The sequence below is a fragment of the Pseudomonas sp. 18175 genome (assembly GCF_050432925.1).
Taxonomy (GTDB): domain Bacteria; phylum Pseudomonadota; class Gammaproteobacteria; order Pseudomonadales; family Pseudomonadaceae; genus Aquipseudomonas.
Genome location: NZ_JBKFTO010000041.1, coordinates 8,907 through 35,589, shown reverse-complemented (window position 1 = coordinate 35,589; position 26,683 = coordinate 8,907). Strand labels below are relative to the sequence as shown.

The 26,683-nt window shown below is 62.2% G+C and carries 33 protein-coding genes; 17 read left to right on the top strand and 16 right to left on the bottom strand.

What is annotated here, in order from left to right; genetic code table 11:
- Window positions 1-295: 295 nt before the first annotated feature.
- From ACLD1Y_RS31125 to flgA, 3 genes are all read right to left on the bottom strand, one after another.
- Window positions 296-727, bottom strand: coding sequence for a flagella synthesis protein FlgN (locus ACLD1Y_RS31125; RefSeq protein WP_429481464.1), 432 nt, complete (start codon window positions 725-727; stop codon window positions 296-298).
- A gap of 27 nt (window positions 728-754) precedes the next feature.
- Complete coding sequence (gene flgM / locus ACLD1Y_RS31120; RefSeq protein WP_429481463.1) at window positions 755-1,030, bottom strand: flagellar biosynthesis anti-sigma factor FlgM; 276 nt, start codon at window positions 1,028-1,030, stop codon at window positions 755-757.
- Between the two features lie 74 nt (window positions 1,031-1,104).
- Window positions 1,105-1,764, bottom strand: a complete 660-nt coding sequence (gene flgA, locus ACLD1Y_RS31115; RefSeq protein WP_429481462.1) for a flagellar basal body P-ring formation chaperone FlgA — start codon at window positions 1,762-1,764, stop codon at window positions 1,105-1,107.
- 162 nt (window positions 1,765-1,926) lie between these two features.
- Here flgA and flgB point away from each other — a divergent pair, with 162 nt between their 5' ends.
- From flgB to flgL, 11 genes are all read left to right on the top strand, one after another.
- The gene (flgB, locus tag ACLD1Y_RS31110) at window positions 1,927-2,340 is read left to right on the top strand and encodes a flagellar basal body rod protein FlgB (RefSeq protein WP_429481461.1); all 414 of its coding nucleotides are present in this window, start codon (window positions 1,927-1,929) and stop codon (window positions 2,338-2,340) included.
- Between the two features lie 15 nt (window positions 2,341-2,355).
- Entirely contained in the window at window positions 2,356-2,763 is a 408-nt protein-coding gene (gene flgC, locus ACLD1Y_RS31105; RefSeq protein WP_429481460.1) for a flagellar basal body rod protein FlgC, read from the top strand.
- 3 nt (window positions 2,764-2,766) lie between these two features.
- Window positions 2,767-3,444 carry a flagellar hook assembly protein FlgD gene (locus ACLD1Y_RS31100; RefSeq protein WP_429481459.1) on the top strand — a complete coding sequence of 226 codons (678 nt, stop codon included), beginning with the start codon at window positions 2,767-2,769 and terminating at the stop codon, window positions 3,442-3,444.
- Between the two features lie 28 nt (window positions 3,445-3,472).
- Window positions 3,473-4,621 carry a flagellar hook protein FlgE gene (gene flgE / locus ACLD1Y_RS31095; protein ID WP_135292375.1) on the top strand — a complete coding sequence of 383 codons (1,149 nt, stop codon included), beginning with the start codon at window positions 3,473-3,475 and terminating at the stop codon, window positions 4,619-4,621.
- 4 nt (window positions 4,622-4,625) lie between these two features.
- Window positions 4,626-5,363 carry a flagellar basal body rod protein FlgF gene (locus ACLD1Y_RS31090; protein WP_429481458.1) on the top strand — a complete coding sequence of 246 codons (738 nt, stop codon included), beginning with the start codon at window positions 4,626-4,628 and terminating at the stop codon, window positions 5,361-5,363.
- 31 nt (window positions 5,364-5,394) lie between these two features.
- Complete coding sequence (gene flgG / locus ACLD1Y_RS31085; RefSeq protein ID WP_135311443.1) at window positions 5,395-6,177, top strand: flagellar basal-body rod protein FlgG; 783 nt, start codon at window positions 5,395-5,397, stop codon at window positions 6,175-6,177.
- A 14-nt stretch (window positions 6,178-6,191) separates the two neighbouring features.
- On the top strand, window positions 6,192-6,848 hold the full coding sequence (locus tag ACLD1Y_RS31080) for a flagellar basal body L-ring protein FlgH (RefSeq protein WP_429481457.1): 657 nt from the start codon (window positions 6,192-6,194) through the stop codon (window positions 6,846-6,848).
- 11 nt (window positions 6,849-6,859) lie between these two features.
- Window positions 6,860-7,969 (top strand): flagellar basal body P-ring protein FlgI, encoded by a 1,110-nt coding sequence (locus ACLD1Y_RS31075; RefSeq protein WP_429481456.1) that lies wholly within the window; start codon window positions 6,860-6,862, stop codon window positions 7,967-7,969.
- Window positions 7,969-8,865, top strand: coding sequence for a flagellar assembly peptidoglycan hydrolase FlgJ (gene flgJ / locus ACLD1Y_RS31070; RefSeq protein WP_429481455.1), 897 nt, complete (start codon window positions 7,969-7,971; stop codon window positions 8,863-8,865). Before ACLD1Y_RS31075 ends, flgJ begins: the two co-directional genes overlap by 1 nt.
- A gap of 65 nt (window positions 8,866-8,930) precedes the next feature.
- Window positions 8,931-10,541 carry a flagellar hook-associated protein FlgK gene (flgK, locus tag ACLD1Y_RS31065; protein WP_429481454.1) on the top strand — a complete coding sequence of 537 codons (1,611 nt, stop codon included), beginning with the start codon at window positions 8,931-8,933 and terminating at the stop codon, window positions 10,539-10,541.
- 13 nt (window positions 10,542-10,554) lie between these two features.
- Window positions 10,555-11,892: a flagellar hook-associated protein FlgL gene (gene flgL, locus ACLD1Y_RS31060; protein ID WP_429481453.1), complete on the top strand. Its 1,338-nt coding sequence runs from the start codon at window positions 10,555-10,557 to the stop codon at window positions 11,890-11,892.
- Between the two features lie 126 nt (window positions 11,893-12,018).
- Here flgL and fliR read toward each other — a convergent pair whose 3' ends face one another.
- The 13 genes from fliR to fliF form a co-directional block, all read right to left on the bottom strand.
- Window positions 12,019-12,807 (bottom strand): flagellar biosynthetic protein FliR, encoded by a 789-nt coding sequence (gene fliR, locus ACLD1Y_RS31055; RefSeq protein ID WP_429481452.1) that lies wholly within the window; start codon window positions 12,805-12,807, stop codon window positions 12,019-12,021.
- Window positions 12,808-12,813: 6 nt separating this feature from the next.
- On the bottom strand, window positions 12,814-13,083 hold the full coding sequence (gene fliQ / locus ACLD1Y_RS31050; protein WP_017735842.1) for a flagellar biosynthesis protein FliQ: 270 nt from the start codon (window positions 13,081-13,083) through the stop codon (window positions 12,814-12,816).
- Between the two features lie 13 nt (window positions 13,084-13,096).
- Window positions 13,097-13,777, bottom strand: a complete 681-nt coding sequence (fliP, locus tag ACLD1Y_RS31045; RefSeq protein ID WP_122486548.1) for a flagellar type III secretion system pore protein FliP — start codon at window positions 13,775-13,777, stop codon at window positions 13,097-13,099.
- Window positions 13,774-14,160 carry a flagellar biosynthetic protein FliO gene (fliO, locus tag ACLD1Y_RS31040; protein WP_429481451.1) on the bottom strand — a complete coding sequence of 129 codons (387 nt, stop codon included), beginning with the start codon at window positions 14,158-14,160 and terminating at the stop codon, window positions 13,774-13,776. The genes fliP and fliO overlap by 4 nt, the downstream gene beginning before the upstream one ends.
- On the bottom strand, window positions 14,157-14,627 hold the full coding sequence (gene fliN, locus ACLD1Y_RS31035; protein ID WP_159959476.1) for a flagellar motor switch protein FliN: 471 nt from the start codon (window positions 14,625-14,627) through the stop codon (window positions 14,157-14,159). The genes fliO and fliN overlap by 4 nt, the downstream gene beginning before the upstream one ends.
- Window positions 14,620-15,675, bottom strand: coding sequence for a flagellar motor switch protein FliM (gene fliM / locus ACLD1Y_RS31030; protein ID WP_135289811.1), 1,056 nt, complete (start codon window positions 15,673-15,675; stop codon window positions 14,620-14,622). The genes fliN and fliM overlap by 8 nt, the downstream gene beginning before the upstream one ends.
- Window positions 15,676-15,678: 3 nt before the next feature.
- The gene (gene fliL, locus ACLD1Y_RS31025; RefSeq protein WP_429481450.1) at window positions 15,679-16,140 is read right to left on the bottom strand and encodes a flagellar basal body-associated protein FliL; all 462 of its coding nucleotides are present in this window, start codon (window positions 16,138-16,140) and stop codon (window positions 15,679-15,681) included.
- A 124-nt stretch (window positions 16,141-16,264) separates the two neighbouring features.
- Window positions 16,265-17,434 carry a flagellar hook-length control protein FliK gene (locus ACLD1Y_RS31020; protein WP_429481449.1) on the bottom strand — a complete coding sequence of 390 codons (1,170 nt, stop codon included), beginning with the start codon at window positions 17,432-17,434 and terminating at the stop codon, window positions 16,265-16,267.
- Between the two features lie 8 nt (window positions 17,435-17,442).
- Window positions 17,443-17,913, bottom strand: a complete 471-nt coding sequence (gene fliJ / locus ACLD1Y_RS31015; RefSeq protein WP_429481448.1) for a flagellar export protein FliJ — start codon at window positions 17,911-17,913, stop codon at window positions 17,443-17,445.
- Window positions 17,914-17,932: 19 nt separating this feature from the next.
- Entirely contained in the window at window positions 17,933-19,249 is a 1,317-nt protein-coding gene (gene fliI / locus ACLD1Y_RS31010; protein ID WP_429481466.1) for a flagellar protein export ATPase FliI, read from the bottom strand.
- A gap of 26 nt (window positions 19,250-19,275) precedes the next feature.
- Complete coding sequence (locus ACLD1Y_RS31005) at window positions 19,276-19,953, bottom strand: flagellar assembly protein FliH (protein WP_429481447.1); 678 nt, start codon at window positions 19,951-19,953, stop codon at window positions 19,276-19,278.
- Entirely contained in the window at window positions 19,946-20,944 is a 999-nt protein-coding gene (gene fliG / locus ACLD1Y_RS31000) for a flagellar motor switch protein FliG (protein ID WP_135289817.1), read from the bottom strand. The genes ACLD1Y_RS31005 and fliG overlap by 8 nt, the downstream gene beginning before the upstream one ends.
- The gene (gene fliF, locus ACLD1Y_RS30995; protein WP_429481446.1) at window positions 20,934-22,646 is read right to left on the bottom strand and encodes a flagellar basal-body MS-ring/collar protein FliF; all 1,713 of its coding nucleotides are present in this window, start codon (window positions 22,644-22,646) and stop codon (window positions 20,934-20,936) included. Before fliF ends, fliG begins: the two co-directional genes overlap by 11 nt.
- A gap of 198 nt (window positions 22,647-22,844) precedes the next feature.
- On the opposite strand from fliF, the gene fliE reads away from it, so the two are divergent.
- The 6 genes from fliE (at window position 22,845) to flhC (ending at window position 26,654) form a co-directional block, all read left to right on the top strand.
- Window positions 22,845-23,159, top strand: coding sequence for a flagellar hook-basal body complex protein FliE (gene fliE, locus ACLD1Y_RS30990; RefSeq protein WP_429481445.1), 315 nt, complete (start codon window positions 22,845-22,847; stop codon window positions 23,157-23,159).
- A gap of 69 nt (window positions 23,160-23,228) precedes the next feature.
- On the top strand, window positions 23,229-24,635 hold the full coding sequence (fliD, locus tag ACLD1Y_RS30985) for a flagellar filament capping protein FliD (protein WP_429481444.1): 1,407 nt from the start codon (window positions 23,229-23,231) through the stop codon (window positions 24,633-24,635).
- A 22-nt stretch (window positions 24,636-24,657) separates the two neighbouring features.
- Window positions 24,658-25,059, top strand: a complete 402-nt coding sequence (gene fliS, locus ACLD1Y_RS30980) for a flagellar export chaperone FliS (RefSeq protein WP_429481443.1) — start codon at window positions 24,658-24,660, stop codon at window positions 25,057-25,059.
- Window positions 25,060-25,061: 2 nt separating this feature from the next.
- The gene (gene fliT, locus ACLD1Y_RS30975; RefSeq protein WP_429481442.1) at window positions 25,062-25,433 is read left to right on the top strand and encodes a flagellar protein FliT; all 372 of its coding nucleotides are present in this window, start codon (window positions 25,062-25,064) and stop codon (window positions 25,431-25,433) included.
- 330 nt (window positions 25,434-25,763) lie between these two features.
- Window positions 25,764-26,099: a flagellar transcriptional regulator FlhD gene (gene flhD, locus ACLD1Y_RS30970; protein ID WP_429481441.1), complete on the top strand. Its 336-nt coding sequence runs from the start codon at window positions 25,764-25,766 to the stop codon at window positions 26,097-26,099.
- Window positions 26,100-26,102: 3 nt separating this feature from the next.
- Window positions 26,103-26,654: a flagellar transcriptional regulator FlhC gene (gene flhC, locus ACLD1Y_RS30965; RefSeq protein WP_429481440.1), complete on the top strand. Its 552-nt coding sequence runs from the start codon at window positions 26,103-26,105 to the stop codon at window positions 26,652-26,654.
- Window positions 26,655-26,683 lie beyond the last annotated feature (29 nt).

Genomic DNA, 26,683 nt, shown 5'->3' with positions numbered 1-26,683 from the left:
AGATTTCTTCAACAACTTCAACCACTTGCGCTTCCGATCTCTCGTCAGCGGGAGGCGAATTCTACAGCGTTACACGCTGCTGTCAACACCTCTTTTTCAACTTCCTGACTGCTTCGATGAACTGAAGCAACCTGCTGCCGAAACCTACATAACTCATTGTTTACCAAGGAGTTTTCCGTTTCGACTGCGCCGGAAGTGGGGCGAATTATAGACATCCAGAATCTGCCGTCAACCCTTAATTACGCTTATCTATCAAAAAACCTGAAACGCCTTCCCCTCTCTATATAGAAGAATCTTAAGCATCATTCCGTCGCGTGCGCCCATCCGGCCCATACAACTTGTTACCTACCACCGTATTGAGGAACCCGACAATCCGCTGATTAGCCGCCATGCGCACACCCAACGCCCCGCCATTGGCAACGTTCAACTCCCGCGCCCTGCGCGCCAGTGCCTGCACCTCACGCCAAATCGCCACGCAATCAGCATCCTCAGCCGCCTTGAGCGCGCCTTCACGCCCTGCCCCATAGCCCAGCTTCAACTGTGCCCCGGCGCGTATGGCTTCCAACTGCTCCAACCTGAGCAACGCAGCCTGCTTGCTCGCCGTCAGTTCTTGCAGGCGTTCGCCATCCACCTTGGCCTGGGCCAACGCCAAGCGTTCCTGCTCCAGCAATTGCACCAACTGCTCAATCGCCTGCTGTTGCACCTGCAGATGTTTACTCAGACTCATGGTTACCTGCGGCTCATCAACGGGCGCTCATTCGGTTTCGCGGACACTCGCCGCCAACCCATCAAAGATCGAATCGGCGCTTACCTGGTAAGTGCCGCTGTCGATGGACTGGCGCAGGGCCGCGACTTTTTCCATATCCACATCGGCCGACGTAGAGACGTCCGCGCTGGCGGTGCTGCTGGACACTTGCACGCCGTCATCAAGAGTGGCGTCCAACGGCTGCAGGTCGATGCGTTGGGCACCCGCCACTTTGCTGTCAGTGGGGGCCGGAGGGTTGGTCAGGTTCGCACTTATGATTTTCACGTTAGAGGCTTCAATTGGCTGTGGTTGAGTCACTATCGGCAAACGCGATGGCAAACTTTGACCTTGGATAAAAATTAATAGCGCAGCAGCAACTCATTCTGGCCCACCACTTGGGCGTTGAGCATTTTGCCGTCATTGCCCACCACCCGCACGCTGCTGCCCAGGCTGCCGTTGTCCAGCGCCTTGCCTTCGCGGCTGATGGTGAAACCGGCGCCTTGGGCTTGCAGCGTCACCCGCTGGTTGCGTTGTACCAACCACGGCTCGCGGAAATGACTGCGAGTCAGCACCATGCCTCGACCCAGATTACGACTGGCCTGGCGACCGATGACCTGGCCCATTTCGAACACGCTGCCCTTGGGCAACCGCTCCAGCGGGCCGCGCTTGAGTTCCAGCATCGGCGCCTTGATCACCTCGCCCGCCGTGATGCGCTGACGGCTAACTATATAGTCGCCCTCCACACGCACACTGACTTGCAGGTAGCCCGCCACTTCGCTGTCACAACGCACACCGACGGCCACGCGGCCAAAAGCACTTTGCTCGGGATGCACCAGATAAGGCCGAGGCTGCGAGCACTCCAGGATTCGCGTGGCCGGCTGGCCGATGTCCACCGCCACCAACTGGGCACGCGCGGGCAAGCGCGGGGCAATCACGCCGCGCACCTTGTCCTCCAAGCCATCCGCCTGGGCCATGGCGCTGCACAGCACGCACATCCAACCGACCAATCGCCACGCCATCAATTCCGCCCTCAAAGCTTCCCAGCGCCGAATTCTAGTCCCCCCACCCACCGGGCAAATCCTGAATTAGTCGCCAAATAGCCGCCTGTTTCAGCCTTTGCCCGGGCCGCCTTGGGACTAACCTGCGAGCCGTTCATTTATTTGATGCACAGGTCCGCAACCATGATCGACAAGCTCGACAACGAGCTGCGCTTTCAGCAGGACGCAATGAGTTTGCGGGCTGAGCGCCAGCAGGTATTGGCCAATAACATCGCCAACGCCGACACACCCAACTTCCGCGCGCGGGACTTCGACTTCTCCACCGAACTGGCCAGTTCCCTGCAAAAACAGCACACCGGCAGCGGCATGGCCCTGGCTACCACCTCGGATCGCCACCTGCAAGCTTCGTCCACCAGCACCTTTGCCAGCCGCGACCTGCTCTACCGCGTGCCCGACCAGCCGAGCCTGGACGGCAACACCGTGGACATGGACCGCGAGCGCGCCCAGTTCACCGATAACGCCGTGCGCTACCAGGCCAGCCTCACCTTCCTGACCAGCCGCTTGCAGTCGCTCAAGACCGCCATGCAGTCCGAATAACCCAGGGAAAGCACCATGTCGATGTTCAGCATTTTCGATATCGCCGGCTCCGCGCTCAGCGCCCAGTCCCAGCGCATGAACGTAACCGCCAGCAACCTGGCCAACGCCGACACCACCAGCGGCCCGGACAACGCAGCGTACCGGGCGCGCCAGGTGGTGTTCGAGTCGCAGTACCAGGCCGGCAGCAACATCGGCGGCGTGCGCGTCAGCCAAGTGGTCGAGGACGCCTCGCCGATGCGCCAGGAATACCGCCCCGGCGACCCGCTGGCCGACGAATCGGGCTACGTGACCATGCCCAACGTCGAGCCGGTGGGCGAAATGGTCAACATGATCTCTGCGTCGCGCTCCTACCAGGCCAACGTTGAAGTCATGTCGACCAGCAAGGAAATGATGCTGAAAACTTTGACCCTAGGTGAGGCGTAAACCATGACCAGTACGATTGCCAGCTCGGTGCTGTCGACCATGAACAGCACCAGTACCACCGCCGACAGCACCACCTCGGCGGCGGATGACTTGCAGGACCAGTTCCTCACGCTGTTGACCACACAGCTGCAAAACCAAGACCCCACCGACCCGATGGACAACAGCGAGATGGTCACCCAGCTGGCGCAGATCAGCACCATCAGCAGTATAGAAAATGTGACGAGTACCCTTGAAGGCATCTCCAGCCAGATCAGCGCCGCCGAAACCCTGCAAGCCTCGGCGCTGGTGGGCAATGGCGTGTTGATCGACGGCAACACCATCCAGGTCGGCGACGGCGTGGCCACCACCTTCGGCGTGACCCTCGACAGCGCTGCCGACGACGTCACCGTCACCATCAAAGACAGCACCGGCACCGTGGTGCGCACTATCGATGAAGGCAGCATGAGTTCCGGCACCCAGGCGTTGTCGTGGGACGGCCTGCAAGACGACGGCACCACCGCCGCCGACGGCGCCTACACCTTCAGCATCAGCGCCACCGCCAGCGACGTCGCCGTCACCAGCACTGCACTGAAATACGCGCTGGTCACCGGTGTGACCACCGACAGCAGCAACCAGGTTGCACTCGACCTGGGAGGCGTCAACGACAACGTTGCCCTCAGCGACATCAGCCTCGTCCTCTGACGCCCTACCTCTATAAAGGAGAAACACCATGGCTTTTTCCCAAGCGCTCAGCGGTCTGTCGGCGGCCTCCACCGACCTCAACGTGGTCAGTAACAACATTTCCAACTCCCAGACCGTGGGCTTCAAAAGCTCCACCACCCAGTTCGCCGACGTGTACTCCGGCGCCGATGTGGGCCTGGGCACCCAGGTCTCCGGCGTAGTGCAGAACTTCGAATCCGGCAGCCTGACCACCACCGACAACTCCCTGGACCTGGCGATCAACGGCGACGGTTTCTTCACCTTCACCGACGGCACCCAAACCGTGTACTCGCGCAACGGCCAGCTCACCCTGACCGCCGACGGCTACCTGGAAAACGCCGCCGGCGACAAACTGCTGGGGGTCAACGGCGTCATCCAGATCCCCACCACCGGCCTGCAAGCCAGCGCCAGCACCGAGCTGGATGCCGAGCTGAACCTGGACGCCAGCGAAGACGTGATCACCACCACCTTCGACCAGACCGACTCGTCCACCTACTCCTATTCCACCAGCGCCACGCTTTACGACTCCCTGGGCATCAGCCACACCAGCACCCTGTATTTCACCAAGAGCGGCGAAAACAGCTGGACCGTGCACACCGCTATCGACGGCAACCTGCTGACCGACACCCAAACCGTCGAATTCAGCGCCAGCGGCCTGATCACCAGCGGCGCCACCGGCACCTACACCTACGACCCGGACAACGGCGCGGCAGACATCGCCCTCACCCTGGACCTGACCGGCACCACCCAGTTCGGCAACGACTCGGCGGTGTCCGACATCACCCAGAACGGCTACACCTCCGGCAGCCTGGTGAGCTTCACCATCGATGAAACCGGCACCGTGGTCGCCACCTACTCCAACGACCAGACCAAAAATATCGACCAGATCCAGCTCGCCACCTTCAGCAATGAAAACGGCTTGAAGGCCAATGGCGATAACACCTGGCTGGCCACCACCTCCTCCGGCCAACCGTTGTTGGGCGTGGCTGGCAGCGGCTCGCTCGGTTCGATCCTCAGCGGCACCACCGAAGACTCCAACGTCGACCTGACCGCAGAGCTGGTGAACCTGATCATTGCCCAGCGCAACTTCCAGGCCAACGCCAAGTCGGTGACGGCGCAAAGCGAAGTGCTGCAACAAGCCGTGAACATCGGTTCCTGACCCTATGGATCGCATGCTTTTCACGGCCATGAGCGGGGCCAACCAGGCGCTCGAACAACAAGCCGTCGTGGCCAACAACCTGGCCAATATCGTGACCCCGGGCTTTCGCGCGCAACTGGTGGAGATGCAGTCTTCACCGGTGGCGGGCGACGGCCTGCCGACCCGTGTGTCGGTGGCCGCCAACGGCATCGGCGTGGACTGGAGCGAAGGCCCCATCGTGCACACCGACCGCGCATTGGACGTGGCCCTGGGCGAAAACGTGATGCTCGCAGTGCAGACCGGCGACGGCAGCGAGGCCTACACCCGCCGTGGCGATTTGCAGGTGGACGGCAACGGCGCCATGAGCGTGGGCGGTCGCCCGGTGATCGGCGACGGCGGCCCGATCACCGTGCCCCTGGGCAGCGAAGTCACCCTCGGCAGCGACGGCACCATCAGCGTGCGCGAACTGGGCATGAGCCCTCGGGGTTTGAGCCCGGTGGGCAAATTGAAGCTGGTGTCGGCACAGCCCGGCTCCTTGCAACCCGGCACCGATGGCTTGTTCCGCACCGCCAACGCCCAACCCCTTCCGGCCGACGACACCCTGCGCGTCGCCCCCGGCGCCTTGGAAGGCAGCAACGTCAGCCCCACCAGCGCCATGGTCGCGATGATCGACAACTCACGCCGCTACGACATGCAGATGAAAGCCATCAGCACCGCCGACGAAAACGCCAAGAGCGCCAACAGCCTGCTGTCCGTGAGCTGACCGCACCGTTGCACCCACAAGGAACCGCACCATGATCAGATCGCTGTGGACGGCAAAAACCGGCCTCGAAGCCCAACAGGGCCAAATGGACGTGATCGCCAACAACCTGGCCAACGTCAGCACCAACGGCTTCAAGCGCTCGCGCGCAGTGTTCGAAGACCTGGTGTACCAGAACGTGCGCCAACCCGGCGCGCAAAGCAGCACCGATACACGCCTGCCCTCGGGCTTGCAGGTCGGCACCGGCGTGCGCGAAGTGGCCACCGAGCGCCTGCACACCCAAGGCAACCTGGAGCAGACCAGCAGTTCCAAGGATTTGGCCATCAACGGCCTGGGCTTTTTCCAGGTGGACATGCCCGACGGCAGCACCGGCTACACCCGTGACGGCAGCTTCCAGCTCGACTCCAACGGCGAGATGGTCACCTCCAACGGCTACAAGCTGTCGGCCGGCGTGACCATCCCGGCCAACGCCACGGCGATCACCATCAGCAGCGACGGCATCGTCTCGGTGACCACGCCGAGCGCGTCCACCTCGACCCAGGTCGGCCAGCTCAACCTGGCGTTGTTCATCAACCCGGCTGGCCTGGAAAGCATCGGCCAGAACCTCTATCTGGAAACCGACGCCTCGGGCTCGCCCACCGAAACCACGCCCGGCCTGAACGGCGGCGGCACCTTGTCCCAGGGCTACGTGGAAACCTCCAACGTTAACGTGGTGGAAGAAATGGTCGGCATGATCCAGACCCAGCGCGCCTACGAAATCAACAGCAAGGCCGTCGAAAGCTCGGACGAGATGCTCCAGCGCCTGACCCAGCTTTGAGCGAGATCCCCAACATGGCTCACAAGTATCTGCTGGCCTGCGTACTGGCCCTCGCCGGTTGCGATCAACTGCCCCACAAACCCGTGGTGCCCGAAGAAGACCTGCCAGCGCCGGTCTATCCGTTGCGCCAGGCCAACGGCTCGATCTACCAGGGCAGCCTTGGCTCGCAGCCGCTGTTCGAAGACCGGCGCCCGCGCCGGGTCGGCGACACCCTGACCATCCAGCTGGAAGAACAGGTCAGCGCCAGCAAGAACTCTTCGTCCAATGCCAGTCGCGCAGGCTCCATGGGATTGAAATTCGCCACCACCTCGGCGCGCGCCTCCCAGGTCGGCTCGTTTGGGATGGATGCATCGACCACCCACGACTTTGTCGGCGCCGGCGGTTCCCAGGCGAACAACTCGTTCACCGGCACCATCTCGGTGACAGTGATGCAAGTGATGCCCAACGGGCACTTGCGGGTGCGCGGTGACAAACAGATCGCCATCAACCAGGGCACCGAATTCATCCGCTTCTCCGGCCTGGTCAACCCGCGCAGCATCACCGGGGAAAACACCGTGTCATCGACCCAGGTGTCCCAGGCGCGCATCGAGTACGTGGGCGATGGCTATATCAATGAAGCGCAGCGCATGGGCTGGCTCCATCGCATCCTTCTCAATGTTTCACCCTTCTGAGTAACGCTGCCATGTTCCTAAGAGCCGCCAGAATCCTGCTGCTGAGCTGCCCGTTGTGGTTATGCGCAACAGCGCAGGCCGAGCAGATCCGCGACATCGCCGATTTTTCCGGCATCCGCCCCAACAACCTGGTGGGCTACGGCCTGGTGGTGGGCCTGGACGGCAGCGGCGACCAGACCACCCAAAGCCCGTTCACCGAACAGGGCCTGACCAACATGCTCTCGCAGTTGGGCGTCACCCTGCCTGCCGGGGCGAACATGCAGATGCGCAACATCGCCGCGGTGATCGTCACCGCCAACCTGCCCGCCCTGTCGCGTCCCGGTCAGCAGATCGACGTGGTGGTGTCGTCCATCGGCAACGCCAAGAGCTTGCGTGGCGGCACCCTGTTGATGACGCCGATGAAAGGCGCTGACGGCGAAGTGTACGCCGTGGCCCAGGGCAGCCTGCTGGTGGGCGGCGCAGGCGCATCGGCCAACGGCAGCAGCGTGACGGTCAACCAGCTTGCGGGCGGAAGAATTCCACGTGGCGCAATCATCGAGCGCGCGGTGGCGCTGAATTTGAACAGCGACCACGGCCTGCTCGGCCTGGCCCTGCATGAGCCGGACTCAGCCACCGCCCAGCGCATTGTCTACGCCATCAACCTGGACATGCGCCGCACCGTGGCCTCGGCCGTAGACGGCGGGATGATCGAGATCCAGGGCCCAGTATCGCCCAACGAGCGCACCAATTTCATGGCGCGCATCGAGAGCATCGAAGTGCTGCCGATCCAGGCGCGACCCAAGGTAATCCTGGATTCGCGCACCGGCTCCATCGTGCTCAATAGCTCGGTGAAGCTCTACCGCGCAGCGGTGGCCCACGGCAATTTGTCGGTGATCATCGACACCACCAACACCGTCAGCCAGCCGGGGGCATTCAGCGGTGGGCAAACGGCGGTGACGTCCCAGAGCAATATCTCCATCGAATCCCAGGGCGGCTCGCTGCACCTGCTGGAAGGCACCGCGAATCTGATGGACGTGATCAAGGGCCTCAACGCGCTGGGCGCCACGCCGCAGGACTTGATGGTGATTTTGCAGGCGCTCAAGGCGGCAGGCTCGTTGCGCGCTGAGCTGGAGATCATCTGATGAAAAGCACCGATCACTTTGCCCTCGACGTGCAGGGCCTTGATCACCTGCGCAACAGCGCGCACCTCGACCCCCACGCGGGGCTCAAGGAAGCCAGCAAGCAGTTCGAAGCGGTGTTTATCCAGATGATGCTCAAGAGCATGCGCGCGGCGGTGCCCAAGTCCGAGATGTCGAGCAACTCGCAAACCGAGATGTACACCGAGATGCTCGACCAACAGTGGGCCCAGAGTTTGTCAGGCAAGGGCATTGGCCTGGCCGAACAGCTCACGCGGCAATTGAGTGGCTACACCCATGCCCCAACCCCCGAGCTGAGCGCGGCCACCCCGGCATTTCTCGACCTGCCGCCCACCCGCCCCAACCCTTTCGCCGCCTGGAAGCGCCACGAAGTCAGCGGCGCCAACAACGACCAGCCCGATCACGTCCAAGCCTTTATCGCCCGCCTGAGCGGCCCCGCGCAAACCGCCGCCCGCAACAGCGGCGTGCCCGCCGAGCTGATCCTGGCCCAAGCGGCGCTGGAAACCGACTGGGGCCGGCGCACCATCACCACCGCCCAGGGCGCCGACAGCCACAACCTGTTTGGCATCAAGGCAGGCTCAGCCTGGCAAGGCGCGACCACCGAAGTGATGACCACCGAATACAGCGACGACACCGCGCAAAAACAAGTCGAAGCGTTTCGCGTATACCCCAGCGACGACGCCGCCTTCAGCGACTACGCCCGCCTGATGCGCAGCCGCCCAGGCTACGCCGCCGTGCGCACCGCCACTGACGCACCGCAAGCCGCCATCGCCCTGCAACAAGGCGGTTACGCCACCGATCCGCGTTATGCGCAAAAGCTTATTTCCGTCATGGCCACTATCGGACCCTTGCACAGCACACAAGCACGCAACGATTTATAGGCCAGGGGTCAAGATGCCCTTTCGCCGGGCCGATAGTGCCAACCATGTAGCCCAGGAGCTTCTCGATGAGCATTATTTCCATTGGCGTCAGCGGCCTGACCGCCGCACAGATCGCCCTCAGTACCAGCAGCAGCAACACCACCAACGCCTACACCACGGGCTACACCTTGCAAGTGGCCAACTTCTCCGAGTCCACCTCGGGCAGTGGCGTGCAGATCTCCAGTGTGGATCGCCAGTACAACCAGTTCGTCACCAGCCAGCTCAACAGCTCGGTGAGTGCCGAAAGCGCGCTGTCCACCTACCAGACCGAAGTCGACCAGATCGACAGCCTGCTGGCCGACGGCGACGCCAGCCTCGACACCCTGATGCAGAGCTTCTTCTCGGCCCTGCAAACCCTGACCTCCGACGCCAGCGACACCGCGGCCCGCGAAGAAGTGATCGGCGCCGCGCAAACCCTGACGTCCCAGTTCACCCAATTGGGCAGCTACCTCGACGACATGGCCGATGACGTCAACAGCCAGATCGACGATCAGGTCACCCAGGTCAACGACATCACCGAACAGATCGCCGACCTCAATAAAAAGATCAGCCTCACCAACGCCCTGGGTACCACCTCCAACACCCTGCTCGACCAGCGCGACCTGCTGGTGAGCCAGCTCAGCGAACTGGTGGACGTGGACGTCACCACCCAGGACAACGGCAGCTACACCGTGTCCCTGAGCAATGGCCTGGCGTTGGTCTCGGGCAACAGCAGCTTCGACCTGCAAACCGCGGTCTCCGCCAGTGACCCGACGCAAACCGTGGTCACTTACGTCGACGCCGCCGGCCACACCACCACGCTGGACGACTCCACCTTCGAAGGCGGCTCCATCGGCGGCCTGATGGACTTTCGCGACACCAGCCTCACCGATGCGCAGAACCAGCTGGGCATTCTCGCCGTCAGCCTGACCCAAGCCTTCAACACCTTGCAGGCCTCCGGCATCGACCTCAATGGCGATACCGGCACCGCGCTGTTTTCGGTGGCCGACCCGTCCACCTACGGCAACACCCAGAACACCGGCGACGCCACCCTCACCGCCACCTTCACCGATGATGTCAGCGCCCTGGCCGCCACCGACTACACCGTGAAGTACTCCGACACCGACGGCTACACCGTCACCCGCAACGACACCGGCGCCAGCGTCACCTCGGCGTTCGACAGCAGCAGCGCGACCCTGACCTTCGCCGGCATGAGCGTGGCCATCAGCGGCACTGCCGACAGCGGCGACAGCTTCCTGGTACTGCCCACGCGCAATGCGGCCAGCAGCTTCACCACCTTGACCACCGATGGCAGCCTGATCGCCGCCGGGACCTCCACTGGCGCCAGTGACAACAGCAACGCCCTGGCCATGCTCAACCTGCAAACCGACAGCATCGTCGGCGGCAGCAAGACCCTCAGCCAGACCTATTCGGCGCTGGTCAGTGACGTGGGCAGCACCGCGAGCAAAATCGCCGGGCAACTGGAAACCCAGTCGAGCCTCACCGAGCAACTGACCACCCTGCAACAGTCCGAATCGGGGGTGAACCTGGATGAAGAGGCGGCCAACCTGATCGTCTACCAGCAGTACTACCAGGCCTGCGCGAAAGTGGTGGAAGTGGGCACGTCCCTGCTCGACACCATCCTCGACATCAACTGAGCGGAGTGACGCCATGCGCCTTAGCAGTGCGACGATTTACAACCAGAGCCTGAACTCCATGCTCGCCCAGGAAAGCGCCTACCAGACCGCCGCCCAGCAAGTGTCCAGCGGCACGCGGGTGGTCAACCCTTCGGACGATTCGCTGGCCGCCGCCCAAGCCGTCAACGTGCGTCAGGCCATCGCCGCGAACGAGCAATATGCCGACTCACGCAGCGCCATCAGCACCTCGCTGTCCCAGGAAGAAAGCACCCTGGACAGCATCAACGATGCGATCACCAGCGCCCGTGCGCTGATCGTGCAGGCCAACAACGGCACCTTGAGCGACGCCGACCGCGAGTCCATCGCCACCTCGTTGCAAGGGGTGTACGACACGCTGGTGACCCTGGCCAACGCCACCGACAGCAACGGCAACTACCTGTTCTCCGGCTACCAGAGCCAAAGCCCCGCGTTCGCCACCGATGCCAATGGCGACCTGGTGTACCAGGGCGATAGCAACGCAGTGACCCAGTTGGTCAGCTCCACCCAGAGCATGGCCAGCGGCGATACCGGCGCGACGATTTTCCTTACCGTCAGCAGCTCCGCAGGTTTCATCGCCGAAGCCGGCGACAACAGCGGCAGCGTCACTTTCAGCGGCCCCACCATCACCGACACCCAGGACGCCAACTACGGCAGCGGCTTCAGCCTCACCTTCAGCACCGCCGCCGACGGCACCGCGCAATACAGCCTCGACGGCGCCGACCCGGTGGCCTATACCTCCGGCGACAGCCTGCAAGTCAACGGCCTGTCCCTGACCCTCACCGGCACCCCGGTGGACGGCGACACGATCACCGTCAGCAAAGCCGCCGACGCCGACCCAGACCTGTTCGCCACCCTGAAAAACCTGATCTCGGTGCTGCAAACCCCGGTGGAAACCGACGCCGACCAGGCCAACCTCAACAACACCCTCTCCACCGCCAGCCGCCAACTGAGCAACGCCCAGGACAACGTGCTCACCGTCCAAACCTCGGTGGGTTCGCGGCTTAACCAACTGGATGTGCTCGATACCATCGGCGACGACTTGGCACTGAACTACACCGAACGGTTGTCAGGGTTGGTGGATGCCGACTACACCGAGTCAGTGACCCAATACACCGCGCTGCAAGTGGCGCTACAGGCGGCGCAACAGACCTTCGTCAGCATCCAGAAGATGTCCCTGTTCGNGGCACTGAACTACACCGAACGGTTGTCAGGGTTGGTGGATGCCGACTACACCGAGTCAGTGACCCAATACACCGCGCTGCAAGTGGCGCTACAGGCGGCGCAACAGACCTTCGTCAGCATCCAGAAGATGTCCCTGTTCGAATACATCTAACAGACCAAACCGGATCAAAACTGTGGGAGCGGGCTTGCTCGCGAAGGCGTCGTGTCAGTCGATACATATGTCACTGACCCACCGCTTTCGCGAGCAAGCCCGCTCCCACAGTTTTACCGAGGCGTGTCAGGGGCGCGCCATGTTATCGAGCAGGTACTGCATAAATTGCAGGGTATTGGTAAGCAAACTAGCCAAAAACTGCCCCATATCCCCCATCACCACCATCAACAAACTCAAGCCCACGGTCAGGGTCAGCGGGAAACCCACCGAAAACACTGTCAACTGCGGTGATACGCGGTTGAGGATGCCCATGGCCAGGTTGATGATCAGCAGCGTGGCCACCATCGGCAGGGCCAGCAACAGGCCGGTGAGGTAAATGGTGCTGCCGTAACGGGCGATGAGGTTCCAGGCGTTGGGGTCAAAGTGCAGGTTGCCGATGGGTAGGGTCTTGAAGCTGGTCGCCAGCAATTCCAACACCATCAGGTGGCCGTCCAGGGCGAGGAACATCAGGATGGTGATCATGCCCAGGTAGCGCGACAGCACCAGGCTGTTGGTGGCGGTGTCAGCCGAGAAGAAGGTGGCGAACGCCAAGCCCATTTGCATGCCGCAGATGTCGCCGGCCATTTCCACCACCGCCAGGGTGACGCGCATCACCATGCCCAACGACATGCCGATCAGCACCTGCTCGACAATCACCCCCAGCCCCGGCCAGGAGAACAGGGCCACGTCCGGCAGCGGCGGCAGGTTGGGTGCCAACAAAAACGCCATCAGCATCGCCAGCCCGACCTTCACCTGGCTCGATACGTTTTTATGCCCCAGGATCGGGTCGCTCATCAGGTACGCCAGCACCCGACAAAACGGCCAAAAAAAGCTGGTGAGCCACAGTTGCAGCTGCGCCGAGCTGACTTCGATCAAGGCGCGTCAGCCGATCAGCGTGGGCAGGCTGGTGAACAAGGCGCGGGTGTAGTCCACCAGCATTTCCATGATCAGCGGCCCGGCAATCACCAGCACCACGCACACGCCGATGATCTTGGGGATAAACGACAAGGTGGACTCGTTGATCTGGGTGGCGGCCTGGAACAGGCTCACCAGCAGGCCGATAAACAGCGTCACGAACAACACGGGCGCGGCCACGATCATGCTCATGCGCATGCCTTTGTAAGCCAGGTCCATGACCATTTCCGGCGTCATGTTTACGTCCTCATCAGGTGTAGAAACTCTGCGCCAGGGAACCCAGCAGCAATTGCCAGCCGTCCACCAGCACAAACAGCATCAGCTTGAACGGCAGCGAGATGGTCGATGGCGGCACCATCATCATGCCCAGTGCCATCAGCACGCTCGCCACCACCAAGTCGATAATCAGGAACGGGATAAAGATGGTGAACCCGGCCTGGAACGCGGTTTTCAGTTCGCTGGTGACAAACGAGGGCAGCAGCACACGCATCGGCACGTCTTCGGGGCCCTGCAAGTCGTCGATCTGCGCCAGCCGCGCGAACAGGGCGAGGTCGCCCTGGCGGGTCTGGGTCAGCATGAATTTTCGAAACGGCAGGCTGCCCTTGTCGAGAAACTGCTCCACCGTGATCTCATCGTGGGAGAACGGCTGCCAGGCGGTTTTGTAGGCCTGGTCCAGGGTCGGCGACATCACGAAAAAGGTCAGGAAAAGCGACAGCCCCAGCAACACCTGGTTCGGCGGCGCCGAGGTGGTGCCCAACGCCGTGCGCAGCAGGCCCAGCACAATGATGATGCGGGTAAAGCCGGTCATCATCAGCAAAATCGCCGGCAGGAACGCCATGGCGCTGAGCAGCAGCAGAGTTTGCAGGCTCAGCGACCATTGCTGGCCGCCCGCCTGGCCGGTGAAGGCGCTGAGGCCTTCGATGCCGGTCATGCGGATGGCCCCTTGCGCTTGAAGTTATGCTTCAACGCCACAGCCAAGCGTTCGGCAAAGTTGTCGCCCGGCACGGCGACCGCTTCTGGCTCAGGTTCCGGCGCGTCCATCTGCGCCAACGCCGTGACCTGTTGCGCCGTCACGCCGAGCACCAGCCACTGGCCGCGCACTTCGACAATCACCACTTTTTCACGCTGGCCCAGGCCCGTGCTGCTGACCACCCGCATCAGCTTGCCGGGGGCCAACGGCCGCGACCCCACGCGCCGGGCCAGCCAGCCGAACACCAACACACAGCCCAGCACCACCGCCAGGGCCAGCGCGGTTTTACCCAGCAGCGCCAGGTTCATCACGCTGTCATCGGGCACGCCGAGGGGCGCACTCATCGGTTGAGCTTTTGCACACGCTCGGACGGCGTGATGATTTCAGTGATGCGAATACCGTACTTGTCATCCACCACCACCACTTCGCCTTGGGCGATCAGGTAGCTGTTGATCAGGATATCCATCGGTTCGCCCGCCAGGCCATCCAGCGCCAGCACCGAGCCTTGGGCCAGTTCCAGCAACTGCTTGATGGTGATGCGGGTACGGCCCAGCTCCACGCTGAGCTTGACCGGAATATCCATGATCATTTCCAGCTCACGCGCAGCCGCCGTGGGCTGGGGTGCCGACAGGGGTTTGAACAGGCTGGCGCCCACGCTCGGCGCTGGGGCTTCAGCCGCTTCGGCGGCTTCTTGCTCGGCCAGGGCGATGGCCCACGGGTCGTCGTCCGCGCCTTCGGCAATCGTCTGTTCGGCCAGGGCGTCGGCCCATTCGTCCGGCGCTTCGGGCGGGGTGGTGTTTGAATCAGTCATGGTCGGATTCCTTGGCAGTGGACACGTGGCCCTTCACGAATCGGCTGGTAGAAGAGGAAGAAAGGCTCAGGGAGTGGTCGACCAGGTCCTTCACAAGTAACGCGCGCAGGCCGTTCTGGCTGCCGTATTCACAGGTCATGACCGGCACGCCATCGACCCGCGCATTGATGATGTCGGGCAGTTCGATGGGCAATACGTCGCCCACCTTGAGCGCCATGACCTGCCCCACACGGGCATCCATTTCGACAAAGTCGGCGATCAGTTCAATTTCCGAATGGGTGATCTCACCGGCCATGCGCTTGTTCCAGTTGCGCTCTTCTTCCGGGTTGGTGTCGGTGAGCGGGCCGTTGAGCAACTGGCGCATCGGCTCGATCATCAGGTACGGGATCACGATGTTGAAATCGCTGGAGAGGTTGCCCACTTCCAGGTGGAACGTGGCGTTGACCACGATCTCATTGGGGGAGCTGGTGATGTTGGCGAACTTGGCCTGCATCTCCGAACGCAGGTATTCGATTTCCAGCGGGTACACCGACTTCCAGGCGTCCTTGTAGGCGTCCACCGACAGCCCCAGCAAGCGGCGGATGATGCGCTGCTCGGTGTGGGTGAATTCGCGGCCTTCGGACTTGGTGACAAAGCGCCCGTCGCCGCCGAACAGGTTGTCCACCACCATGAACACCACCGCCGGCGGGAACACCACCAGCGCCGTGCCCCGCAGCGGTTTCATCGCCAGCAGGTTGATGTTGGTGGGCATCGGCATGTGCATCGAGAATTCGCTGTAACTCTGGTAGCGCACACTTTTGACGGTGATGTCGATGCTGCGCCGGATCAGGTTGAACAGCGCCATGCGAAAGTAACGGGCAAAGCGTTCGTTGATGATGTCCAGGGCGTGCAAACGCTCGTGGATCACCCGGTGCTGGGTCGCCGGATCGTAGGGGCGTACCCGTGAAGCGTCCAGGGTGCCGGCCTCTTCGTGGGCGGCGTCGGTTTCGTCGCTGCCGCGAAGCAGCATGTCGATCTCGTCCTGGGAGAGCAAATCGTCGATGGCCATGGGTTACTGCACGATAAAGTCGGTGTACAGCACGCGCAGCACCGAGGGTTCAGGCTGCTGCGGCGCCAGGGGCTGCTTGAGGGTTTGCAGGATGCGTGCGGCGAGTGCCGCCTTGCCCTGGGGGGTGATCACCTGGGTGGTGTTCTGCCCGCTGAGCAGGGTCAACAACTGGCTGCGCACTTGCGGCATGTATTGCTGCAATAGGGTCTGGCTGGCGTCGTCGGCCACTTCCAGGGCAAAGCCCACGTAGAGCAGGCTTGGCTCATCGCGCTCGTTCACCAGGTTGACGGTCATCGGCGCGATGGTCACCAGCCTGGGGGCCTGGGGTTTAGGCTCGGCCTTGGCGGCCTCATCGGCATGGGCGTTCTGGCTGATGTACACGTAGGTGCCAGCGCTACTGCCCGCGACGACGACCAGCGCCAGCAGCAGAATCAAGAGCCAGGGGGTTTTGCGGGTGGTGGTCATTGGCAAAAAACCATCGAATAGAGGAAAGCGGTTAGGCAGGGCCCAAGTATGAACACCACCCTGCCCCGCCCATGGCGCGATAAGACCAGGCTAACGGCGGTATCTCGCTGTTTTGATTTGGGATTCAGACGTACAGGTCAATCGCTGAGCCGCTCAGCACCACTTGCTGCACAGGTGCCGGCTCGGTGCGGCTTACCGGTGCGCTTGCCGATTGAGGTTGCGGATCACGCTGGGGCTGCTGTCGCGAAGACTGATCGCTCACCGACGCCTGCCCCAGTGCGATGCCCTGGGTAGCCAAAGCTTCGCGCAATTGCGGCAACGCCTGCTCCACCGCCGCCCGCACCGATGCATGGGCCACTTGGAATTGCGCCTGGGTGGTGCCGTCGTTCAGGTTGAGGCTGATGGACAACGGCCCAAGCTCGGCGGGGTGCAGGCGCAGGTCCACCTGTTGATCACCGCGGGTGACCATATCGACCATCTGTTGGCCCAAGTCCGCCGCCCAATCGCTACTGCCGATGGCGGCGGTGAGGGCCAGGCTGCTGTTCGCCACGCTGTCGGTTGCGACGGTGTTCGCCGGGGCCAACGACGCGGGCGCAAGGTTGAAGACTGTCTGTGGGTCCGGCTGGCTATTCGACTGGCTATCCGGCTGCCTGTCATCGGTTTGCGCATGCACCGCTGGGATGCTGTCGGCGACGCTGGCGACCACTGTCGGCAGGGCATCGGGCACGTCCACAGGGTCGGCGGTGTCATCAGCTTCGTCATCAGCCACAGGCAGGCTTTGGCTGTGCACCGATGTGCTGCTGACCACGGGGGCAGGGTCCGCCGGAGCAACACTGACCGGCACCGGCACGCTGACCGGAATCGGCGGCACTACGATCACCGCAGCGGCATCCAACTGGCCGGCGCTTTCGATCAGGGCCATGCGCTGGCGGATATCGTCCAGGCTGCTGTCGGCTTTGGTGGTCGTTTTGGGTTCTTCAACCTCGGCTGCAGGCTCAGCAGGCAGCACACTCACAACCTCCTCCACTGCCACCGTTTGCGGCTCAGCCACTGGCAACGGTTGCACGACTATCGGCGCAGGTGTTGCCACCGGTTCAGGCGCGACGGCCACTTGCGGCACCACCGCAACCACCGGTAACGGCTGCGCCACCGGCAACGGCTCCGGCGCGGCGGCAGTCACTTGGCTCAACACCGCCGAAAACGATTGTTCGGGCGTCGTCACGGTGTCGGTGGTGGCAGTACCGGCCTGCACCGGCGCGGCAGCCTGGGGCACTAATGTCGCGAGAATGTCCATGGTGTTCCTTAAAGGCCGCTGTCGAGGGTGGAAGGAAACGTCGCCGTGCGACGGCGTAACTGGCTGGCCATTTCATCGGACTGGCGTTGCTCGATACGCCCGACACGCACCTGCTCCTGCAACGCCCGCCGGTCTAGCAAAGCTTCAATCGAACTGACCTTGCGCCACTGCGCCATCCACGTGAGCTGGTGATGCGCCACTTGTTTGCGGTGGCGCTCCAGGCTTTTTTGCGCCCGTTCCACCGCCTCTTCCAGCGACTGCAAAAAGCCCCGGTAATTAGTGAGTGCCGAGGGGCTCATGCCGTCCTTGGCCAGTTCCAGTTGCAGGTTCTGGCGGTATTCCTGCTGGTACTGGTCCAGGGTGCGCAACTGGTTGATCACCTGCTGTTCGGCCGTGCGGCTTTGGGCCAGGGCACGGGCCGCGACGTCGCGGGCCTTGGCGGCGATTTCGATCAACAGGTGCAGGGATTGATTAGCCATCGATGCTTACTCGAAAAGGTCAGTTGCCCGGGAACAACAGATTGAGGCCATGCAAGGTTTCGTCGACGCTGGCACGGTCGTCGATGCGTTGTTGCAAGAAGCGCTCGATATGCGGGTACAAACCCACCGCCCGGTCCAGTTGCAGGTCGTGGCCCTGGGAATAGGCGCCGACGCTGATCAGGTCGCGGTTGCGCTGGTAACGGGACAGCGCCTGCTTGAGTTGGTTGGCCTTGCGCTGCTGGGCATCGCTGGCGATGGCGGTCATCGCCCGGCTGATGGACGCCTCGATGTCGATGGCCGGGTAGTGCCCGCTTTCCGCCAAGTGGCGCGACAGTACGATGTGCCCGTCGAGGATCGCCCGCGCCGAATCGGCAATCGGGTCTTGCTGGTCATCACCTTCGCTGAGCACCGTGTAGAACGCGGTGATCGAACCGCCACCGGGCGGGCCGTTGCCGGTGCGCTCCACCAGCTTGGGCAGCTTGGCGAACACCGACGGCGGGTAGCCTTTGGTGGCCGGCGGCTCACCGACGGCCAGGGCGATTTCCCGTTGGGCCATGGCGTAGCGGGTCAGGGAGTCCATGATCAACAGCACGTCCTTGCCCTGCTCGCGAAAATCCTCGGCCACCCGCGTGGCGTACAGCGCGCCTTGCAAGCGTTGCAACGGTGACGTGTCGGCAGGCGCTGCGACCACCACCGAACGGCGCAGGCCGTCTTCGCCGAGGATGTTGTCGATAAAGTCCTGCACCTCGCGGCCGCGCTCGCCGATCAACCCCACCACGATCACATCGGCCTGGGTGTAGCGCGCCATCATGCCCAGCAGCACCGACTTGCCCACACCGGAACCGGCAAACAGCCCCAAGCGCTGCCCGCGCCCCACACAGAGCAAGGCATTGATGGCGCGGATGCCCACGTCGATCTGGCGATCAATCGGCGCGCGCTTGAGGGGGTTGAGCGGCTGGGTATGCAAGCCTGCGTGATGGGCGCCCAACAACGGGCCACGCCCGTCCAGAGGCTGGCCGCCGCTGTCGAGCACGCGGCCGAGCAAGCCCATGCCGAGGGGAAAACTGCGGTTGCCATCGCCTTCGTCGGCGGCAAATACCCGTGCGCCCGGTTGCAGGCCGTGGATTTCCACCAAGGGCATCAAGTACAGGGTTTCCCCGGCAAAACCGACCACTTCGGCTTCGGCAAACACATCGGTGAGTTCAATGCGGCAGGCCGCCCCCAGCGGCAGGCGCAGGCCCACCGCTTCGAGCACCATGCCGGTGGCGCGGGTAATCCGCCCGCTGCGCAGGTGTGGTGCGATCCGCAATGGCTTGCCCTGGCAGGCGTCCAACACCCGGCTCCACCGAGTGATATGCGGGTTCACGGCAATTCATCCAGGGCGCGCTCGACGTTGCGCGTCAGCAGGGCAAGGCGTGATGGCCGCGTGGCGTCCAGTTCGCCGCTGGCGCTGGCCACCCGGCAACCGCCGGGCAGCATCGCGGTGTCGGCCTGCAACACCCAGCCCGCCGCTTCGACCTGTTCGCCAAGGCTGTCCTGCACGCGCTGCAAATCCTCGGGGTGCAGCCACAGCTTGGGTTTGCCGGTGAGCTCCAGGTCGCTGTCGAGCATGCCCTTTACCAGCGTCAGCACCTGCTCCGGCTGGGCGGTCAGCGCATCACCGGCCAATTGCCGGGCGGCGTCCAGGGCAATACGCACCAGTTGATGGGCGATGTGCTGGTCCATCGACTTGAGCGCGTCGTCGAAGTTGCGGCACAACTCCAGCAACGGTTGCAGGGCCTGCACCCGTTGTTGCTGCAACTCCACCGCAGCGGCCTGGCGCCCTTCGTCCAGGCCCTGTGCATAACCTTGTTCCACACCTTGGGCATGCCCAAGTTGCTGGGCCTCGCTGATGGTTTTCTCGCGCAGCACCTGCATTTCCAGCTTGTGCTGGAAGGCTTGCTTGCGCAGGCGCTCGCGGTGGGTGGTCTGGGGGTCGTCGTTGGGCGCGGCAGGGCTGCCCAACGGGTCCATCTGCCAGGGCTGCCAGCGGTCAGACATAGGTGTCGTTACCGCGCGCGGTCACAATATCGCCGCTGTCGGACAAGCGTCGCACCACCGCCAGGATGGCCTTCTGTTCGGTTTCGATCTGCGACATGCGGATCGGCCCGCGTGCTTCCATGTCTTCGCGGAACAACTGCCCGGCCCGCTGGGACATGTTGTGCAGGAAGCGCTCGAGCAACGCCGGTGGCGAGCCTTTGAGGGCGATGGCCAGGGAGTTTTGATCGACCTGTTGCAACAGGGTCTGGATACCACGGTCGTCCACGTCGATCAGGTTTTCGAACAGGAACATCTCGTCGAGGATCTTCTGCGCCAGGTCGTCGCTGTGTTCGCGCACGGTGCCGATGGCCAGTTCTTCGTGGGCCGAACTCATCAGGTTGAGGATCTCGGCCGCCGTGCGTACGCCGCCCATTTTGCTGCGCTTGAGGCTTTGGCCGTCGAGCATCACGCCCAGCACTTCGGTCAGCTCCTGCAACGCCACCGGCTGCACACCGCTGAAGGTGGCGATACGCAGGATGATGTCGTTGCGCAGGCGGTCCGGCAGCAGTTGCAGAATGTCCGAGGCCTGATGACGCTCCAAATGCACCAGGATGGTAGCGATGATCTGCGGGTGTTCGTCGCGGATCATCTCGGCCACCATCGAGGCTTCCATCAGGTTGAGCTTGTCGATGCCGGAGCCGGTGTTGGTGTTTTCCAGAATGTCGTCGATCAGGCTGGCGGCGCGCTCGCTGCCCAAGGCCTTGGTGAGCACGGCGCGGATATGGTCGCTGGTCTGGATATTGATGGCCGCGTATTGGTCGGTCTCATCCATGAACTCTTCCAGCACCAGGCGCATTTCTTCGTGGGACACCTGGCTCAGGCGTGCCATTTCCATGCTGATGGCTTCTACATCGCTGCTGGGCAAGAACTTGAACACTTCCGCCGCGCTGTCGGCGTCCAACGACAGCAGCAAGATCGCACTGCGGCGCGAGCCGGTCATTTTACTGGTCATTTTTCTTCATCCATCCGCGCACGATCATGGCCACCAGACGCGGGTCTTCGGCGGCAATCTGTTGCAGGCTCTGCATGTTCTGTTCATACACCGCCGACTTGCGCGGCAAGGTGTGCGGCGTGTTATCGCCACCGGCGACGACCATGGCGGTACTGCTGCTGGTCGGCACCAGCGCGGTGCCCGGCTCGGCAGTGGCCGCCAGCATCTGCGCCTGATGATGGGCGTTGCGTTTTTGCATCGGCCGCAGCACCCACCACCACAGCGCCAGCGCGGCAAAGGCCACCAGCAGGTAACGCAGGCCACTGCTCAGCAGGTTGTAGGCCTCGGGGGTTTTCCACCACGGCTGTTCGGTGACCGAAAGGTCTTCGGTCACAAACGGGCTGTTGATCACTTGCAAGGCATCGCCACGGCTTTCGGTAAAGCCCATGGCCTGGCGCACCAGGTTGTTGATGTTGTCCAGCTCTTCCTTGCTCAGCGGCTCGGTGGTCGCTGCGCCGTCCTTGAGCACCGTGCGGTAGTTAACGACCACGGCGGTGGTCAGGCGTTGGATCGTGCCCAGGCTCGACTTGACGTGCTCGACGTTGCGGTCGACTTCGTAGTTGATCATGCCCTCTGTTTGGGTGGCGCTCTTGGCCGCTTTGGCCTCGGTGGCCGCTGGCGCACCACCGGCCGGCGTCGGCGCGTTGGCCTTGGTCGGTGCTGGTGTGTTGGGCGGCGAATTGGTCAGCGCACCCGGCACGCCGCGACCGGCATCATCGCCTTGCACGACGTGTTCGGAGGTTTGCTTGCTGCGCACCGCTGCCGCATTCGAGTCCTGGTTGGGCGCGTAGCGTTCAGCGGTGCTTTCACGGGTGGAAAAATCCACCTGGGCGACCACCTGGGCATGCACGTTCTGGCTGCCGAGCAGTGGCGTGAGGATGTCCTCGATACGGCGCTGATAGGAGCGCTCGATCTCATGCACATAGTCGAGGTGCGTGCCGTCCGGGCCGTTGCTGTCGCCCTGGACCTGGGACAGCAGACGGCCGTTCTGATCGACAACCGTCACCGCATCCACGCTCAGTTCCGGCACGCTGGAGGTGACCAGGTGCACAATCGCGCTGGCCTGGCTCTGCCCCAGCTCGCGGCCGGGTTGCAGGGTGAGCACCACCGAAGCACGGGCGGCTTCACGGTCGCGCACAAACACCGATTGCTTGGCCATCACCAAATGCACCCGTGCCTTGGCCACCGGGCCGAGGGACTCGATGGTACGCGCCAACTCGCCTTCCAGGCCGCGCTGGTAGTTGAGGTGTTCAGCAAACTGGCTGACCCCGAAGGCCTGTTTGTCGAGCAACTCAAAGCCGACGCTGCCGCCCTTGGGCAAGCCCTGCTCGGCCAGTTGCAGGCGCAGGGCGCTCATTTTTTCGCTGGGCACCAGGATGGTGTTGCCACCTTCGCTCAGGCGATAGGGAATGGCGCGCTTGTCCAGCTCGCCAATGATCTGCCCGCCGTCCGCCTCGCTCAGGCCAGAAAACAACACGCGGTATTCCGGTTCACGCGCCCACAGCAACAACGCCACTACCACCGCAATCACGGTGGCGGCGGCCAGCAGCAAGGGCAACAGGGGCTGGTTGCGAAACAGCGTGGTCAACGCCTCCAACGGCTTGACCTTGGCGGGAGTCGCCAGATTCTTTTGCGCGCCTTTGGCCAGGACTGCGGTACTCACGAACACCTCGACAGCGAGGGTAGGGCCTGTACAAAAGACATTGCAGAGTCCGGTAACAGTAGTAAGGGCTTCATTCTGGCGAAAATGCCAAAAGCCAAACTCCGGAAAAGCCACCGCTTTTGTGCTCAATTGGGCGAATGTGCAGGCTGGCCCCCTTGGTAATCTGCTGGCCTGATCGCTGCCTATGAGGCCTGCACCATGAATTCGTCCGCCCTCACCAACGCCCTGCAACAACTGTCGCTACTGGCCGAACAGGCCGAAGGTGCCAGCAACGTGCGCATGGCCCCGGCCACCGGGTTTGCCGGCGAATTGCAGTCGTCGTTGCAGCGCATCAACCAGTTGCAGCAGACCGCGACCAGTCAGTCCAACGCCTTCCAGGCCGGCAGTGAGTCGGTGTCGTTGAGCGATGTGATGGCCGACTCGCAAAAAGCCAGCGTGGCCTTCCAGATGGGCGTGCAGGTGCGTAACCGCCTGCTCACGGCCTACAAAGACGTGATGGCGATGCAGGTTTAAAAAAGCCCTAAAGACGGGCTGCTCGTTTGCCGATGTTCGGTTCAAGCGCACAAACCAGGACAGGCACACATGGCAACCACTACCTCCAGCACGTCGACGGCAACCATCACATCCCTTGGGGTCGGCTCCGGCCTTGACCTGGACAGCATCCTGACCAGCCTGGAGGAATCCAAGGAAGCCAGCCTGCTGACGCCCATCACCAATCAGGAAACCTCGGTCAACGCCGAGATCACCGCCTACGGCACCCTGACCAGCGCCCTGACCAAATTGCAGACCGCCGCCGAAGCCCTAGCCGATTCCAGCCTGTACGATTCGTTGACCACCAGCCTGTCCGGCAGCGGAGTCACCGCCGCCACCACCAGCGACGCGGTGGCCGGCACCTACAAGCTGGAAGTGACCCAACTGGCCCAGGCCCAAAGCCTCACGACCGATGGCGTGGCCAGCAAAACCACGGCCCTGGGCACCGGCACCCTGACCCTGCAAGTGGGTTCCGAGGATGCCGTTTCGATCACCCTCACCAGCAGCAACAACACCCTGGAAGGCATTCGCACGGCGATCAATGCCTCCGGCGCCGGGGTCACCGCGTCCATCGTCAATGACGGCAGCGGCACGCCGTATCGCCTGGTACTCACCTCGGACAGCACCGGCACCGAGTCGGAAATGACCGTGAGCTACACCAGCGACGACAGCACCGATGCAGCCTCCAGCCTGTTCGGCTACGACGGCAGCACCGGCAACATGACCCAGACCGTGGAAGCCCTCGACGCCGAGCTGACCATCAACGGTATTTCCATCACCAGCCAGACCAACACCGTTGAAGATGCGCTGCAAGGGGTCACGCTGAACCTGACCGCGGTCGGCAGCTCCCAGACCCTGACCATTTCCCAGGACACCGACGCCATATACGACGCTGTTTCAGCGTTCGTCACCGCCTATAACAGCTACGTTTCCACCGTCGATACGCTGACCTCCTACGACGCAGATGCCGATACCGCAGGCGAATTGCTGGGCGACTCGACCACCCGACGCATCAGCACCAAGCTGAGCAGCGACCTGTACAGCGCCGTCGGCAGCGGCACCTTCAGCTACCTGTCGCAGCTGGGCATTTCCCTGGAAGTCGACGGCACCTTGTTGATCGACGAAGACACCCTCACCGCCGCCATCACCGACAACATCGACGCGGTCTCGGAGTTCTTTATCGGCACCGACGGTACCTCCGGTTTTATCGGCCAGATGACCACCGACCTCGACACCTACCTGGACGAAGACGACGGCCTGATCGTCGCCCGCACCGACAGCCTGGCCACCAAGCTTGAACAGCTGGAAGACCGTTACGAGGAAAAACAGGCGCTGATCGACTCCGAAATGGCGCGCTGGACCGAGCAATTCACCCAGCTCGACACCCTGATCGCGTCCCTCAGTTCCACCGCCGACTACCTCACCACCCAGTTCGATGCCCTCAACAGCAGCGACTGACGAACCACGCGGAGCACACTCAATGAATGCCTATCGGGACGCGAATGCCTACGCCAAGGTCGGCGTGGAAAGCGGCATTTTGGCGGCCTCACCCCACCAGCGCATCGTCATGCTGTTCGACAGCTACCAAGCCTCGATCCGCATCGCGCGCCTGCACCTGCAGGCTGGCAGCATCGCCGAAAAAGGCCAGGCCATTACCAAGGCAATCAACATCGTCAGCCAAGGTTTGCGGGCCTCGCTGAACCTGGAACAAGGAGGTGACATCGCCGTGCAACTGGACCAACTCTACGACTACGTGGTGCGCTTACTGCTGCGTGCCAACCTGAACAACGACGACACAGCACTGACCACGGCCGCCGCGTTGCTGGAAAATGTCGCCGCCGCCTGGCTGGCCATTGGATCGCACACCGAGGAAGAGCGGTAGCCATGATGCAAACACAATTGATCGCCGCTTACGAACAACTGCTCGAACAATCCCAGCGCTTGCTCGAGTGTGCCAAGAGGGCCGATTGGGATGGGATCTTCGCGTTAAAGTCCCAAGGACTGATCGACGCAGCTTACTTGCGCCGTGCGCAAGACCAAGTTGATCTCGATGCGAGCGGCCAACAATACAAACTTGAACTACTCAGCCAGATACTGGCCCTTGAAGAGCAAGTAAATTCGTTCTTGCATGCGCGACAAAATGACCTGGGCGAGTTGATGCAGATCAATCGCAAGAAGAGCAATTTGAATAACGCCTACCGCGCATCGTCGAATCAAGTGATACCAATAAGCCATTATTTGTATCGAAAGAAATAACAAGCACCTACACGCTGTCTCTACGCACGACACATTAGTGTGAAAATATCTTTGAGGTACGATAAATCACTGAAAACAGACAAGAAATAACACTCCTCAGTCTGTTATCGTACGGCGTTCTTGATACTTTAGAAAAAATTAAAAAAATCGGTATTCACGACCAGCTAGCGGATGGTCGGGAGCATGAATAACCGAATAACGCTACAAACAGGCACACGTTGTACAACCCTAAACGCCTGACTTTAGTACTTGTCGATTTGCAGCACTGTCTGCCAGAGGTCGTGCCATTAGGTGCGCCGAACTGTAGTACCCAACGGGAGGGGTAGAAAGTTGCCAAATACCAACACTGAGCTTGAAGACATCCAGGACCTGAATCTTTCGTATTTATTACTGGCCCAGAATCTATTGCGCAAAGATCGCGAGATCGCCATTTTCCGCCTGAAACTCAGCGAACAAATGGCCGACTTGTTGACCAAACTAAGCAGCAAGCAAATGACCCAACTGGCACGGGTCAACCAGTTGATTTGTCGACCGGTTTTCGAGGAAACCGAGCGCCTGTCCAAGGTGCTGGGCAATGCCCGCGAACTCGGCATGGTGGAGATCCATTCCGCCCTGCTGATGGCGGCCGCTGATCGCACAGGCGATTTGCGAATCGGGGAAGGCTGACCCATGTCAGACAAAAGCCTGGTCACCGAAATGCAGCAAGTGCAGCTGGCAATCGAACTGATTGAACTGGGTGCACGGCTGCAGGTGCTGGAAACGGAGACCTCACTGAGCCGGGGTCGCCTGATCCGTCTCTACAAGGAAGTGCGAGGCGCCTCGCCCCCCAAAGGCATGCTGCCCTTCTCCACTGACTGGTTCGTGACATGGCTGCCGAACATTCACTCGTCGCTGTTCTACGGTATCTACCGCAGCCTGATGGAAATCGGCGGGCATCGCATTGATGCGTTCGTCAAAGCCTATCGGCTGTACCTGGAACAAGTCGGCGACCAGGAAGGCGAACTGGTGCTGGGCCTCACAAGGGCCTGGACCTTGGTACGTTTTTTTGAAAGTGACATGTTGGAACTGATCCGGTGTTCGTGTTGCTCCGGCGAGTTCGTGGCGCACTCCCATGCGCCGGCGCAGCATTATGTATGCGGGATTTGCCAGCCGCCGTCGCGGGCGGGGAAGACCCTCAAGCGCAAAGATATCGACGCACAGTTGTTATTACGCAACGCTTGAGCCTTGCGGGGTCCAAATGTGGGAGCGGG